The sequence below is a fragment of the Chitinophaga sp. 9-1-y genome, from assembly GCF_059511905.2.
In genome coordinates, this window is the sequence record NZ_CM197955.1 from 980,499 (window position 1) to 995,406 (window position 14,908).

A 14,908-nucleotide genomic window follows, 5' to 3' on the forward strand; every position below is an offset into this window, starting at 1 on the left:
AAAGTATGATTTTCTTGCATTCCTCTCAAAAAAGGGAATTCAGCCAATGGTCTTTACTAAAGAAGCTATTGATTATGAAACTGACGGTGTTATTCCTATTATCTGTCTGCCTGCAATTGTCGGCCAAAATCAGCGCCCAGAATGTGACAATTACGGCAGATAAAACTTCATTGGAGAAAGTCCTGCGGTCTATTACCAGGCAAACCGGGTATGACTTCTGGTTCGACAGCCATTTGTTGGAGCGCGCCAACAAAGTAGACCTGACGATTCGTGACATGCCCGTAGAAAAGGCGCTGGCCTTATGTTTCATTGGACAGCCCTTTGAATACAAAATTCTTGATAAGATAATTATTATCAAAGAACGGCCGGCGATTCCACTGGTAATGTTGGCGGATATTATTGTTAAAGGCCGTGTTACCGATGAAAAAGGACAGGCATTGCCCGGTGCTACAGTGTCGCTCAAAGGTACCAGCAAAGGAACTACCGCAGATGCCAACGGCGCTTTCACGCTACAGATTCCTGACAAGGGTGGCATTGTTGTCATTTCTTTCGTAGGATATGAAGTGATGGAAATACCTGTCAGCAAATCAGGCAACCTCGACATCTTCCTGAAATCGGCCGACAAAAAAATGGATGAATTTGTAGTAGTGGGATATGGTACGCAGAAGAAAACAAATCTTACCAGTTCGGTCAACGTAGTTAAAATGGACGAAGTAGCGGGCAACCGTCCGGCCAGTACCACCGGTACCCTCTTACAGGGTATTGTGCCGGGGTTACAGGTAACTTCCGGTACCGGCGAACCAGGTGGCGGGTTTGATTTCAATATCCGCGGTACCACCAGTATCAATGGTGGCGGCCCTTTGATCCTGGTAGACAATATCCCTTTCAGTGGCCCGATGAATATGCTGAATCCAAATGATATTGAAAGTGTAACCGTTTTGAAAGATGCCGGATCAGCGGCTATTTATGGTGCGCGTGCAGCCTTTGGCGTTATATTGATCACTACAAAAAAAGGAACCAAAAACAGTAGGATAAAATTCGATTATAGCAACAACTTCACATTTTCTACTCCCAGCTCTATCCCCAAAGCGGCCAGTCCGCTGGCCACCGTGCAAGCTTATAAAGACATGGGATATGGCGCTTATTGGACCGGTCAGAACGTGGACAAATGGCTGCAATTCCTGAACGACTACAAAGCTGATCCTGCTAAATATCCGCTGGGATATACTACCGATGCCGGTGTGAGGTATCAGCTGGCACCATCAGATGTGATTGGTCAGCTATTTGATAACGCCGGTGTGCAACAGATGCACGACTTTGCCGTAAGCGGAGGATCTGAAAAAACAGCCTACCGCCTGTCTCTGGGTACCGTTAATGAAGACGGTATCATGGTGTCCAACGCCGATTCTTATAAACGTTACAATGTAAAATCTTTTGTTACCACAGATGTCACCAACTGGCTCACTACCCAACTGGATGCCAGCTATTATAACTCCATTAAATCAGACCCCAATAGTTCCTGGTTATGGAATACGGCCAGCAATAGCCCTTCCTATGTGCCAACAGTAGATACAATGACCATTGGTGGAATATTATATCCTACTGGTACACCTAAAAATTTATTACTGAACTCCGTACCAACCACCGATAAAATTGATGACATCCGTTTAATGGGAAAAGTGATTGCCAAACCAGTGAAAGGCCTGACGCTTACCGGTGAATATCTCTTTGAAAATCTTAGGGAAACAGTTACCAGTTATAATAAGTCGTTCAACTATGCCGACATTTCTGAATTTGTAGTAAAAACAACCGTACCTGTTAACAATGCGGCATTCTATAAATTTAATCAATCCGACAGCAGGCGGACGCTCAACCTGTATGCGAACTATAACAAGTCGTTCGGCAATCATAACTTCACCGTGATGGGTGGTTATAACCAGGATGATTTTCACCGGGAATCGCTTTGGGCAAACAAAACCCAGATGATATCTGCTGATCTTCCTTCTATCTCTACGGCAGTAGGCAATCTTACCGCCGATGATAATTACCTGGAATGGAGTGTGCAAGGCTTTTTCGGCCGTATCAACTATGATTACAAAGGAAAATATTTGCTGGAAATAAATGGAAGAACAGACGGCTCTTCTAAATTTCCTGCCAGTCACAGATGGGGCTTCTTTCCTTCTGCTTCCGCCGGGTGGCGTATTTCAGAAGAAAATTTCATGCAACGCTTCAAGCCTGTTTTATCTGAGCTGAAACTCAGGGCTTCACTGGGCGAAGTAGGTAACCAGGATATTGATCCCTATCGCTTCCTGGATGCCATGAATCCTGCATTGACAGGTTGGTTGAGTGGAGGCACGCGTCCAACTACGTTAAGCACGCCTGGTTTAATCAGTCCCAATTTCACCTGGGAAACAGTGAGGACGTTGAACTTTGGTCTTAATGCCGGCTTCCTGGATAATCGCCTCAATTTATCGGCCGATTGGTATAGAAGACAAACCCTGAATATGCTGACCAGCGCTATTCAATTGCCAGCCGTATTAGGCACCGGCGCTCCACTGCAAAATGCTGCCAACCTGCAATCCCAGGGATATGAACTGTTAGTGGAATGGAGAGATAAAGTAGGCGATTTCAATTATTATATCTCCGCTAATCTCTACGACTTCAAATCAAAGATTACTAAATTTGATAATAATAAAGCCGGCTCTCTCAGCACTTATTATGTAGGTAAAGACATGGCCGAAATATGGGGATACACAACAGATCGCTTATACCAGGAATCTGACTTCGATAATGGTGTGATCAAATCCGGTATCGTTAAACAGATCAGGAATGGTTCCAACCTTGTAACACCTAACCCCGGAGATGTGCTGTATAAAGACTTTGATGGCGATGGGGTGATTACCAACGGACAAAATACCCTGGCTAACCACGGCGACCTGGCCATTATCGGTAACAACCGTTTGGCTTTGCAGTATGGTATCAATGGTGGTGTAGGTTATAAAAACTGGAACTTCTCCTTTGTTATTGCCGGCGTAGGTAAACGTGATCTCTGGATCAGCAATAACCTCACCTTCCCTTACAACTATGAATTTGGTACCATTTTTCAACATGAATTGAATTACTGGACGCCTACCAATACAGATGCACATTACGCACGTACTTACGCCAAAGCAGCCGGTAATTCCGCCATTAACAAACTGGTGCAAACCAGGTATATGACAAACGCTGCCTACATGCGTATCAAGAACCTTAGCCTTGCTTACAGTATTCCTGAGTCTATGCTGAAAAGAATCTCCTTCAATAAACTACAGGTATTCTTCAGCGGAGAAAACCTCTTTACTTTCAGCCAATTCCCTAAGGGCCTGGATCCTACTTCTACCATCGATAAAGGTTATGGTATCAATTACCCGATGATGCGGATGTTCTCTTTTGGTGTTAATGCTTCATTTTAATGACTGATTATTTAAAATGTGTGTAATGAAAAAAAATACATTTCTATTATTGTCTTTGCTTACGGCAGCGGCCTGCAATAAAGACTATCTCAATAAATTACCATTGGATCAGATGACGGAAGCTACTTCCTTCAAAACAGCTGATAACTTTAAAACGTATATGTGGGGCTGTTATGAGTACCTGCCTAACTATGATATTGATGTACCTTCCGGGGAGTTCAATTCCGATAATTTTGTCAATGGATATAATGTTGCCAATAAATCACCTTATGCCTTTCAATTAAAGATTATCCCTGCGGTGACAGGAGGTACACAATGGGATTTCAGCTTTGTGCGCCGGGTGAATATTGCCCTGGATAATATTGACCAGTCTGCCATGAGTCAGGCAGATAAAGATCATTGGAGAAGTGTGGGTTACTTTTTCAGGGCCATGAGATATTATGACCTGATGGCGGCTTATGGAGATGTGCCCTGGATTGAGCACAAGGTGTCTGATACTTCCACCAGTGTGTTATATGGTCCCCGTACACCCAGAGACCAGGTAGCAAAGAATATCCTCGATAACCTGGTTTGGGCAGAAGCACATATCAAAACAGATGGTGACGGGCCTAATACCATTAACGTACATGCGGTACGGGCGTTATTATCACGCTTTGGATTATTTGAAGGCACCTGGCGTAAATACCGGAATATGCCGGATGCAAACACATATCTCAATGCCAGTAAAACATATTCAGAAAAGCTGCTGGCTTCTTTCCCGAATGTAATGAACAGCTATGATGATGTATTTAATTCCGATGAACTGGTAGGTAAACCGGGCATTATCCTGGCCCGGCAGTATATCACCGGGCAAGCAGGTCATAATGCAGCACGTTATGTGCGTACTTCTTCCTGGGGCAGTGATTTGTCGAAAGATGCGATAGAAAGTTATTTATGTGCTGATGGTAAGCCTGTTTCCACTACTACTACCGGTTACAGCGACTCTACCATGAATGCAGAATTCAGGAAAAGAGACCGGAGGTTATATTTCACTGCATTACCTCCTTACAGGGTGATTGCATCTGGCCAGGTAACAACGTTTACCCGTACTGCCAATGCCTCCGATAATGAATTTATAGATTTTATGGCGACGTTGCCAGGGAATGATGCCAACCGGAAAAGATTACCTGTTGCCAACTGGGCAGGGTATTACCTGTACAGGGCGCCGCATTTCCTGAATGATAAAACGCCGGGCGCACAAGGCTTCATGAATACTTCTACGGGGTATTACTATTACAAGCCTTATAATACGTTCACAGATGTAAGTACTACCGGTGTAGCCACTACCGACTTCCCCATTTTCCGGATAGAAGAAGTGATGCTTAATTATGCAGAGGCCATGTGGGAACTCGGACAATTCGATCAGGGCATTGCCGATAAAACGATTAATAAGCTGCGTCCGAGAGCGGGTCTGCCTAATATGGTGGTGGCAGATATCAATGGCGCATTTGATAGTAAAAGAGATGCCACCGTTGATCCTGTATTATGGGAAATCAGAAGAGAAAGAAGAGTAGAATTGATGGGAGATGGATTTAGATTTAATGATTTAAAAAGATGGAAGAAAGGAGAATATTTTAATAAACAATTACTGGGTGCTAAAGTGAAAGTATCCGATTATGGTGCCGGTACGCCGATTACTTTAAGCAGTAACGGGTCCGTAGTATTTTACCCGGCGCCGGTGGGGTGGTTAGATAAATACTACCTGGAGCCGGTTCCTTTGGAGCAAATACAACTCAACAATAATCTGGCACAAACGGACGGATGGAATTAAGATGATGTGAAATAGCATACAATAAAGAAGCTGCCCCGAATTTCCTGGCAGCCTCTTTATTTAGAGAATGGGTTATTGTTTCACCACTTTCATTGTTTTGCTTTGTGTACCCTGACTGATATGGAGATAGTAAATACCCGGAGCCAGGTTTTGTCCAAGTTGATAATTGATGCCGCTATTTATTTTTGCAGAATAGATAACGTTGCCGGCATTATTCATCATCATCAACAGTACCGGAGCTTTCGAAGTGGCTGCCACTCTCACATTAAACACGCTGCTGGAAGGGTTGGGATATACAGTGGTTGTAAAATCCACCTTGTTTTGGGTGTTTAATTTGTTGTTGGCCAGTACCATGGCGTTTGGATTGGTATTCAAACTTTGCAGGGTATCTCCCGGTGCTGTAGTCCGCACTTCAATGCCTGCAATGGAGCCGCTGTAAGGATCATACAAGCCCTTTTTAGGATAGAAGAATACCATGATCAAACCGTTAGCATCTGTTTTTGCCCGGATGGTTTTTATCACCGCGGTATTCAGTTTGTTGCCTGCGGCCTGGTATATATTGAAGTCAGTGAGACTGTCCAGACCATTGGTAGCTTTTACGCTAAATATCCGGTTGTTTTTCTGTGCATTATCTGGTTCCACGAAGTGCATGCGGATCGCATAAACGGTGTTGGGGTTCAGGCCACGCAGGTAGTAGCGCATCTGGGTGATATTGTCTTTGAATACCCGCATATACTCATATACCTGTGGTGGAGCAGGATCAATCACCTGAGACACGTCTACAGGTGAAGATACTCTTTGTATCCAGGTATAACCGGCATGCCATAGTTTATCCGTGCCCGTTGGACCTTCCGGAACGTATTGTGCAAAAGTGGTATTGGCATACGGCGTAGGAGGTGTGTTTGTAGTACCGGCATTGATACCGAGGACAGCTGATTTGTTGGTTTTTAGTACTTCTATGCAGTAATCATCCACCCATACGGTGCCGGTTCCTGTTTTGGCTATCCAGTAAGTAAGTCCTGTTGCACTGTCGGGCACATTAATCGTATCGCTGATTTGGGCCCAGTTATCTCGATAGGCAGGTACATTGTACACATCTTTTGCGTAAGACGCATTACCGGTTGAGGTGCCAAGGCTATCTATAAACCCAACGCCATAGCCTGACCACCAGGGATAGCCATTAGCATCTTTCTCTACTTTAATCCATTGGGTAAATACGATGATGCTACCGCCTCGCACAGGGATAGCGCCTTGCATATTCAGTGCCGTCTTCGTAGTAGTGTAACCCAATGTGGCGGCTTTATTGCCGGAATGTCCTTTGCCATTCACAGCATACACAGCACCTGGTGTAAGTGTGGTGTCTTTGTATGACAGCCAATTAACAAGGCCACTTTCGAAACCGTAGTTAGGGATGCCTCCACAGGAATCAAACGGCACCACGGTTACAGGCAGCGTAACAGAAACACCGGAGCTGTCAGTAGTATTGGCGGTGATGGTAAGTGTACCTTGTTTAACAGCAGTGACCAGGCCGGTACTGTCGATGGTAGCCAATGTAGTATTAGCGCTGCTCCAGGTGACTTTTTTAACAGAAGTATTAGCGGGTATAAAAGTAACATTTATCCGCGCCGTATCTTTTTCTCCGATGATGAAAGGAGATGGTTGGAGTGTCAGACCGGTAGCGAGTACATTTGCTACGTGGATATTGGCTTGTGCTGCAATAGCCGGGTTGTCAGCTGACGAAGCTTTGATGACAACATTACCTTGTTTGATACCGCTGATAAGGCCGGTGCCACTGACGGTAGCTAGGGTAGTATCTGAAGAAGTCCATATCACGCCTTTATTGCTGGCTTTCGGCGGGTTAACGGTTGCATTTATCTGAAGGGAAGATCCTACAAATACATTGGCAGCGGTGGTGTCTAATGTAATTGTGGTAACGGGTATGTATATGACGTTGTACGTTTTGGTAGCTATCAAACCTCTTTCTGCAGATTTTGCCGTGATAGTCACGGTGCCTGCTCTTTTTCCTGTTACAATGCCGTTTAAGTCTACGGTAGCAATCGAATCGTTGGAGGATTTGTATACCAGGTTCCGGTTGGTTGCATTGGTGGGTGTGGTAGTGAGTTTCAGCGTGTCTTTATAGCTGACATACAAATTGCTGCTGTCTGAATAGATGTTTATTCCCTGCAGTGGGATGATATTTGCTTCCAGGGCAGCTATAGAGGCGCTGTAAGGACCATTGATAACGCCATTAGGATAAAAGTACACTGTTATTAGCCCCTGGTTATCTGCTTTTGCTTCCAGAGTACGTATGACCACGGTATTTAACTTGTTGCCAGCCGCCTGGTAAGGGTTGAAGTTAATGAGGCTGTCGCCGCCGGTTTTTACACTAAATGTCCGGTTAGCTTTATCTGCATCACTGGGCTCAATAAAATGCAGGCGCAAAGAATAATTAGCATTGGGAATAAGGTTGCGGAAATAATAGCGCATTGGAGTTTGATTATACCTGGAGATGCGCATGTATTCATACACCTGACGTGGGGCGGGCAAGGTAACCTGGCTCAGATCTACGGCTGCGGTGATTTTAACATTACCGGTAAATCCTGCATGCCATAGTTTGTCGGTACCGGCAATGCCTTCCGGTATGTATTGACCTACATTACTATTCTGATAAGGGGTTGCCGGGTTACCTGTACTTCCCGCATTGATGGCAATCACCGTAGTATTTACTACCAACTGCACCGTTTTGGTAAACCCGCCGTCTGCCGCAGTAATAGTGAGTGTGGTAGTACCCGTCTTTAAGCCAGTTACGATGCCGCTGGCATCTACCTGTGCAATGGTGGTATCCGCCACTGACCAGCTCAATGTTTTATTGGTGGTATTAGCGGGTATAACGGTAACGGCTATCTGTCTGGGCGTATTCATGGTGCCAAATACGACACTGTCTACTGTAATGCCAGTAGATATCGTGGGCGGAATGATGAGCAGTTGTCGCGAATTTGTTTTGCCACCATCCACCGATGTAAGCGTAATCGTGACAGTTCCTGTATTGACGGCGCTTACATTTCCGAACGGATCCACTTTCGCTACCGAGGTATCGGAAGAACTCCAGGTAACGGATGGATTGGTAGGATAAGCAGGGGTTAACTTCGCAGTCAGTTTTATGGAGTATCCTTTTACAATGGTGTCAGAGGAAGGGTTGATGATTGCTACAGATTGCACGGGGCCTGTTACCGGTGCACCGAAGTACATACCGTTTCCGTGGGCGGAAACAATCATTCTGCCTTTGTTATCGGCGGCAATGCTGGGTGCTACACCTGGTAAGCGGTCTAAGATGGTGGTCCAGGTACGGCCGGTATCATCAGAACGGAAGGCACCGTAATAAGTGCCATTGATGGGAATGGCCTGGCTGGTAACGAATAATGTCAGATGCGCAGCAGGCGTAGTGTCGGACATGGTCACGGCTACCCATTTAGGTTTAAAGTTATCACCGCCTACCTTCACAAATGTTTTGCCGGTATCTGTAGTATGATAAAGACCACTGTTTTGAGCATACGCTTCATTGTGATAAGCAATCCAAACATCTCCCGTTTTTCCCGGTGTTGTTTCCACATTGGAAGTAGTGGCATAAGCGGAGCCGTTGGAAGGATTATTACCACCATTGGCTGTAAGGCCAGTGGCATCTGTTTTTAAGAATGATTTTCCTCCATCGGAGCTCACAAAAAAGGAGCCGCGGTCCCACACATAGAAATAATTACCGTTTACTTTATCTGATGCCAGATGGTTTTCCCCGGGATATACCATCCATTGTCCGCCTGCGGGTAAGATCCCTGAAGAAAGGCCGGTGGATTTGGTCCAGCTGGTGCCCAGGTCGGACGACCAGTACACGTTGCCCAGATTGTTGCCATCCATTTGCGTGAGCCATACAATATTCCGGCGATCCGCAGATACGGCCATGCGTCCACGTAATCCCGGTGATTTAGGAAAGAGCGTATAGGTATCGCCACCGTCAGTGGAGTAACCCGAGCGGGAGTCACTGATGTTGGATGTACCGGCCCCATCGGAACCACAGCGTACTATGAAATTGGGATCGGTATACTGGAAGCCGATACCATTCATATTGAATGCGCTAAAGACGTTATTATGCAGGACCGTATTAGAAACTGCGCCCTGGAATAGCGGCTCCGTCAGGGAACGGTGAGAGCCGCCTCCCACATCCGCAGTAGCGGTGAGCAGCGCGTTCTTGCCACTGGGAGGTGCCAGCATAGGGCCGGTTACCATTACTTCTTCCAATCCAACTACACGGATCTTCCAGTCATTTATCGCGTCGTTGATATTATCAGTAGAGAGTATGTCTGTGAGATCATTAATCCATACCCTGTTGGGATAAAAGGGATCCCAGGTAAATGCATAGGTATTATGTCCCGGATCATTAAATGGTACTCCGTCATTCGCGGAATGCGGCGCTTCTGTATTATCACGTCTAATGACTCCGGGTGTATAAGAGCCCGGGGCGCCCCCATCTTTTGAAATGAAATAGGGATCTTTTTGCCAGGAGCCGCGAACACCTACAATAATATGATTTGAATTAGCAGGATTTACGGCCACCTTGGTGAAGTACCGGTCGCCTTTATTGAGATCGGGTTCTAAAGTGATAGGCGTAATCTCTTGCCAGGTGCTGTTCTTATACTTGTAGACGCCTTTTTTCAGATCTTCGGCCCCGGCAGAAATATACAGGGTTCCATCGGCGTGAATCACCGCCCGGACGGGATATAACGGGCTGTTACTCATCAGGGTGAACGAATCACCGCCATTATCAGATACCCACACACCTGTAGGACGACCGATGTAGATACGCTTGCCGACATTTACTCCATTAATGGCAATGGTACCTGCGCTTTTGTCGAAAACCAGGAAAGAGCAGTTGCCTGGCGTAGTGATGGCGCTAACCTGTGCCCAGCTGGCGCCAGCATCTTCCGATTTCCAGGCGCCATTCTGGTCTGTTACTACCCATACCCGGTTACTGTTTAGCGGATCTACCTGTATACGATCTCCGAAGGTTTGTGCGCCATTGGGATTGACCAAAATGGGTACGTGCAAATCCGTCCATGAATCGCCCCGGTCAATGCTTTTCATGATAGTACCTGCGCTGGTGCCTTTGCCAGGGCTGGCGCCGGCTACATGTTCTACGGTTGCATACAGGATGTTGCCGGTAGCATCATTGGGATCTACAGCGATACTGCCGCAACGCTGACTAAACTCCCAGCCCCAATACTCGATGGGCATCTTTTTAAATAACATTAAATCTTCCCATTTCTGCAGGTTCTTATTCCATCGGTAAGGAGTGCCAACATCAGTGGTGATGAAATAGAGATCCGGCACTTTAGGATGTGCCACAAAATTAGGAAGCGCTCCGGAGCCGCCTAATCGAACCTGGTTCCAGGTATAGGTTTGGGCACGCAGTCCCTGCGAAGCAGCCAGGCAGAAAATGGTAAGGAATAGTGTGTAGCAGATTTTTTTCATACGCTTGTGGAATTTATATGGAATTGATATAAATGATGTTGGTAAGGCCTTTCAAGGCACAGCACAGCGGCTTTATTTTCAATAAAGTATATCACAATACGTGGTAACGGGAACTATCGGTGATTCATTATCTCAGGCTATGTATGGCTGACAAATAAGTATACGTTTGCGAAGACCGAACTACGTAGTGAGGGAAGAAATATTTTGAAATAGCCAGAACTCAATGATTTGTTATGCTATAGGTGGGAAAAAGTTAACGCGAATAGTACACTTGCATTTAAAAAACCGGGTATAGATTTAGTACTAAGAAGTGATGTGTAAGATCCACATAAACACTAACACTTCAGCGCATTGTAGCTGCATTTTTTTCGTTGATTTCTATTTTTAAATATCCGCAAATAATGGTAGTTTGTGACTAGTTTTGATCAGATGCCATACCATTCATGTCAGATAGCAAATTTCTTCATTAAATCCAGTCTTCTCCCAAAAAATTAACCTATACCCTTCAAACACTAAGCAGATGCCAAAGCCAATGATACTTTTCCTGGGACTCCTTTTAACGTTCCCTGCCTGGGCACAACAGAAACCGGCAGCCTTTAAAGGCGTTTACCTTACTCATAAGCAATTAGCCGGCGTATGGCAAAGATATTCACCTGTGGTTGGAAATGGACTGGGGCAGTATTTCAGGTTTTTTAAAGATGGCAGATTTGTGTTTCATACAGGAGATGACAGACAGGATTTGGTAGTGATACTGAAATTGACGGGGAAATATCGATTGGATAAAGAGCTGCTTTGTTTCACTATTACAGGCAAAACGGTATTGGAAGGAGGTGAAATTGGTATGGCCGATAGTATTGATGGAAATACTTTTTCGATTCAAAACGGAAAATCAAAAGAGATAGCGATCGCTGATCCAAAAGAATTGGATGATTGTTGGATAACGGTTTTTAGTCCAACGCATATCAGGATTGTTAATGTGGATTATTATAAGATAGATCTGAAAAAAAATCAAATAGGTGAAGGTGAAATTGATGATTAGCAATATCCAAAATATTTATTTCCCCAAGCCTATCTGTTGCATTAGTGCTGCATTATCCCAGAACAATAGTTCTTCTATCATTTTACCACCTTGCCAGTGTCCTACGGTACACATACTGAGCTTAAAGGATTTGCCGGTAGGAGGAATGGTTTTGCCGTCACCAATGGGCATTGGTTTAGAGAAGGTACCGGTCATTTCACCAATCACGCAGGTCCAGTCGCCGGAGCCAAATTTCACCGGGTGGCTGATTATTTTAGTATCGGGTGCAAAAACGAACAGGGGTTCCAGTTGTTTGATATGTTCGGGCAGGTCTTTGGTTTGGTGTCCGTCGGGATAGGTGACTATGATATCACCTGCGTGGCTGATACTGAGAGAGTCCCATTTTTGGTGACTATAGAAATCGAAGTCGAGGGAGTCGAAGCGCTGTAAGCGTTCGGTGATGATTGCATTACCACCGGCGTTGGCAGTAGCCTGTTGCAGGGCTTTTTGGAGTGAATCTACTTTTGCCTGGAGGTTGCTGTTATTTTGTTGACAACCAAGGAAAAAGAAGGCGAGGAGGGGAAGATAAGCGCTTTTCATAATCAGTAAGTAAGAGGGTGAGTAGTAATAACAAAAAATAGCAGTGGCTGGTTGTTTTTGTTACAAAAAAAATGCCCCCCGCTGTAGCGGAGGGCATTTGCATTTATACTTACATAAACCCTTATGCACTACATGTAACACAACCTTCTTCCATGGTGCATACAGCACCCACAATAATCTCTTCTTCCTGGTTGCCGCTACCGGCAGCCACCACAGGTTGCATTTGCTGACCGCCTTGTTTTTCCACCGTAAATTGTACGGCTTGTGCGGCGGCTTGTGTACGCAGGTAATACATACCTGTTTTCAAACCTTTCTTCCAGGCGTAAAAGTGCATAGAGGTCAGTTTGGCATTGGTAGGGGTATCAACAAACAGGTTCAATGACTGGGACTGGCAGATGAAAGCACCGCGATCGGCTGCCATGTCAATGAGGTTACGTTGTTTGATTTCCCATACTGTTTTGTACAGTTCTTTAATATTGGAAGGTATTTCGGCAATGTTCTGGATAGAGCCATTGTGCGAAATAATCTTTGTTTTCATGTCATTATCCCACAGGCCCAGTTCTACCAGGTCTTTCAGCAGGTGCTTGTTTACAATCACAAACTCACCACTCAGTACACGACGGGTGTAGATGTTGGAAGTGTATGGTTCAAAGCACTCGTTGTTACCGAGGATCTGAGAAGTAGAAGCGGTAGGCATTGGCGCCAGCAGCAGGGAGTTGCGGATACCGTCTTTTACGATGGACTTTTTCAGTTTTTCCCAATTCCAGCGTGGAGAAGGTGTTACCCCCCACATATCAAACTGCAGGATACCTTTAGACGCAGGAGAGCCCGGGAAGGTTTCGTATGCACCATCTTTTTTGGCGAGATCGTTGGAAGCGTTTAAGCCGGCGAAGTAGATGGTTTCAAATATTTCGCTGTTCAGTTTCTTGGCTTCATCGCTTTCGAAAGGATAACGCATCAGGATAAACGCATCGGCGAGGCCCTGAACACCCAATCCAACAGGGCGGTGGCGCATGTTACTGCGTCTGGCCTCTTCAACAGGGTAGTAGTTGTTGTCGATGATTTTATTCAGGTTCAGCGTAGCCTGGTAAGTAACTTCGTATAATTTATCGTGGTCAAATTTGCCGTCGATTACAAAGCGTGGCAAGGCGAGGGAAGCCAGGTTACATACGGCTACTTCGTCTGCGTCTGTGTATTCGATGATTTCTGTACACAGGTTGGAACTCTTGATGGTACCCAGGTTTTGCTGGTTGGATTTGCGGTTGGCAGAATCTTTATATAGCAGGTAAGGGTTACCGGTTTCAATTTGTGCATCGAGGATGGCAAACCAGAGGTCTTGTGCTTTGACAGTTTTGCGGGCACGACCTTCTTTCTCGTATTGTTCGTAGAGCGTTTCAAATGCTTCTCCCCAGCATTCATGCAGTCCAGGTGCTTCATGAGGGCAGAACAATGACCATTCGCCATTGGCTTCTACACGTTTCATGAACAGGTCTGGCATCCAGAGGGCGTAGAACAGGTCACGGGCGCGCATCTCTTCTTTACCATGGTTCTTACGCAGATCCAGGAATTCGTAGATGTCGGCATGCCATGGTTCCAGGTAAATAGCGAAAGCGCCTTTACGTTTACCACCACCCTGGTCTACATAGCGTGCGGTATCGTTGAATACACGCAGCATAGGAATGATACCATTGGAAGTACCGTTGGTGCCACTGATATAAGAACCTGTAGCGCGGATGTTGTGAATGCTTAAACCGATACCACCGGCGCTTTGGGAAATTTTAGCGGTTTGTTTCAGGGTATCATAGATACCTTCGATGCTATCATCCTGCATGGTGAGGAGGAAGCAGGAAGACATCTGCGGTTTGGGTGTACCAGCATTGAAGAGGGTAGGTGTGGCATGTGTAAACCAACGTTCGCTCATCAGGTTGTACGTTTTGATGGCAGACTCAATATCTTCTTTGTGAATGCCTACAGATACGCGCATCAGCATGTGCTGTGGACGTTCCTGTATTTTACCGTCTGTTTTCAGCAGGTAAGAACGCTCCAGGGTTTTGAAACCGAAGTAATCAAACGCAAAGTCGCGGTCGTAGATAATGCTTGAATCCAGGAGGTCTGCATTTTGATCAATGATCTCCCAGATTTCATCAGACAATAATGCAGCTGATTTGCCGGTTTTAGGATCAATATAATCATACAGTTTCTTCATCGTTTTAGAAAACGACTTGATGGTATTTTTGTGCAGATTGCTTACTGCTATGCGCGAAGCCAGCAGGGCATAATCCGGGTGTTTGGTCGTGAGGGAAGCGGCTGTTTCAGCAGCCAGGTTGTCAAGTTCGCTGGTGGTTACCCCATCATACAAACCTTGTATCACTTTCTTTGCTACGTCAATTGCATCTACATATTCCGTATTGAAACCATAACAAAGTTTCTCAATACGGGCAGTGATTTTGTCGAATTTCACTGCTTCTTTTCTGCCATCTCTTTTAATTACGAACATGGGTTTGCGAA

General features: G+C 45.4%; 6 protein-coding genes. 3 read left to right on the top strand and 3 right to left on the bottom strand.

Features of this window, described 5'->3' with window-relative positions; translation table 11 throughout:
* Nucleotides 1-5: 5 nt before the first annotated feature.
* Both AC5ZC7_RS03910 and AC5ZC7_RS03915 read left to right on the top strand, forming a co-directional pair.
* Complete coding sequence (locus AC5ZC7_RS03910) at nucleotides 6-3,452, top strand: SusC/RagA family TonB-linked outer membrane protein (protein WP_511911384.1); 3,447 nt, start codon at nucleotides 6-8, stop codon at nucleotides 3,450-3,452.
* Nucleotides 3,453-3,477: 25 nt separating this feature from the next.
* Nucleotides 3,478-5,262, top strand: coding sequence for a RagB/SusD family nutrient uptake outer membrane protein (locus AC5ZC7_RS03915; protein WP_496162019.1), 1,785 nt, complete (start codon nucleotides 3,478-3,480; stop codon nucleotides 5,260-5,262).
* Nucleotides 5,263-5,334: 72 nt separating this feature from the next.
* Here the strand turns inward: AC5ZC7_RS03915 and AC5ZC7_RS03920 are convergent, their stop codons facing one another.
* A complete protein-coding gene (locus AC5ZC7_RS03920; protein WP_496162018.1) occupies nucleotides 5,335-10,782 on the bottom strand; it encodes an Ig-like domain-containing protein in 5,448 nt (1,815 codons plus the stop codon).
* Between the two features lie 520 nt (nucleotides 10,783-11,302).
* Here AC5ZC7_RS03920 and AC5ZC7_RS03925 point away from each other — a divergent pair.
* Nucleotides 11,303-11,821 (top strand): hypothetical protein, encoded by a 519-nt coding sequence (locus AC5ZC7_RS03925; protein WP_496162017.1) that lies wholly within the window; start codon nucleotides 11,303-11,305, stop codon nucleotides 11,819-11,821.
* A gap of 15 nt (nucleotides 11,822-11,836) precedes the next feature.
* Here AC5ZC7_RS03925 and AC5ZC7_RS03930 read toward each other — a convergent pair whose 3' ends face one another.
* Together AC5ZC7_RS03930 and AC5ZC7_RS03935 are read right to left on the bottom strand one after the other, a co-directional pair.
* Entirely contained in the window at nucleotides 11,837-12,400 is a 564-nt protein-coding gene (locus tag AC5ZC7_RS03930) for an ester cyclase (RefSeq protein WP_496162016.1), read from the bottom strand.
* Between the two features lie 121 nt (nucleotides 12,401-12,521).
* Nucleotides 12,522-14,897, bottom strand: coding sequence for a ribonucleoside-diphosphate reductase subunit alpha (locus AC5ZC7_RS03935; RefSeq protein ID WP_496162015.1), 2,376 nt, complete (start codon nucleotides 14,895-14,897; stop codon nucleotides 12,522-12,524).
* Nucleotides 14,898-14,908: the final 11 nt, after the last annotated feature.